The organism is Vibrio sp. 10N.286.48.C11, assembly GCF_041469805.1.
Classification (GTDB): domain Bacteria; phylum Pseudomonadota; class Gammaproteobacteria; order Enterobacterales; family Vibrionaceae; genus Vibrio; species Vibrio crassostreae_C.
On the sequence record NZ_JBFRLK010000186.1, the window covers coordinates 1 to 216 of the forward strand.

The 216-nt window shown below is 44.0% G+C and carries 1 tRNA gene; it reads left to right on the forward strand.

The window, feature by feature from the left end:
• Positions 1-48: 48 nt before the first annotated feature.
• Positions 49-125, forward strand: a tRNA-Trp gene (locus AB4209_RS22545).
• Positions 126-216 lie beyond the last annotated feature (91 nt).

The following is a 216-nucleotide window of genomic DNA, read 5'->3' on the forward strand; positions in this document are numbered from 1 at the left end:
GTCCACTCCGCCACTTATTCAGAGTTTCAGCTCTTTAAAACTGAAAATAGGGGTGTAGCTCCAATTGGCAGAGCAGCGGATTCCAAATCCGCGTGTTGGGAGTTCGAATCTCTCCACCCCTGCCATATTTAAGGCTCTAGCAGAAATGCTAGAGCCTTTTTGCTTTCTGGAATTTAATAAATTACAGAAAGTAGCCTGGTATAATACCAATCCGGA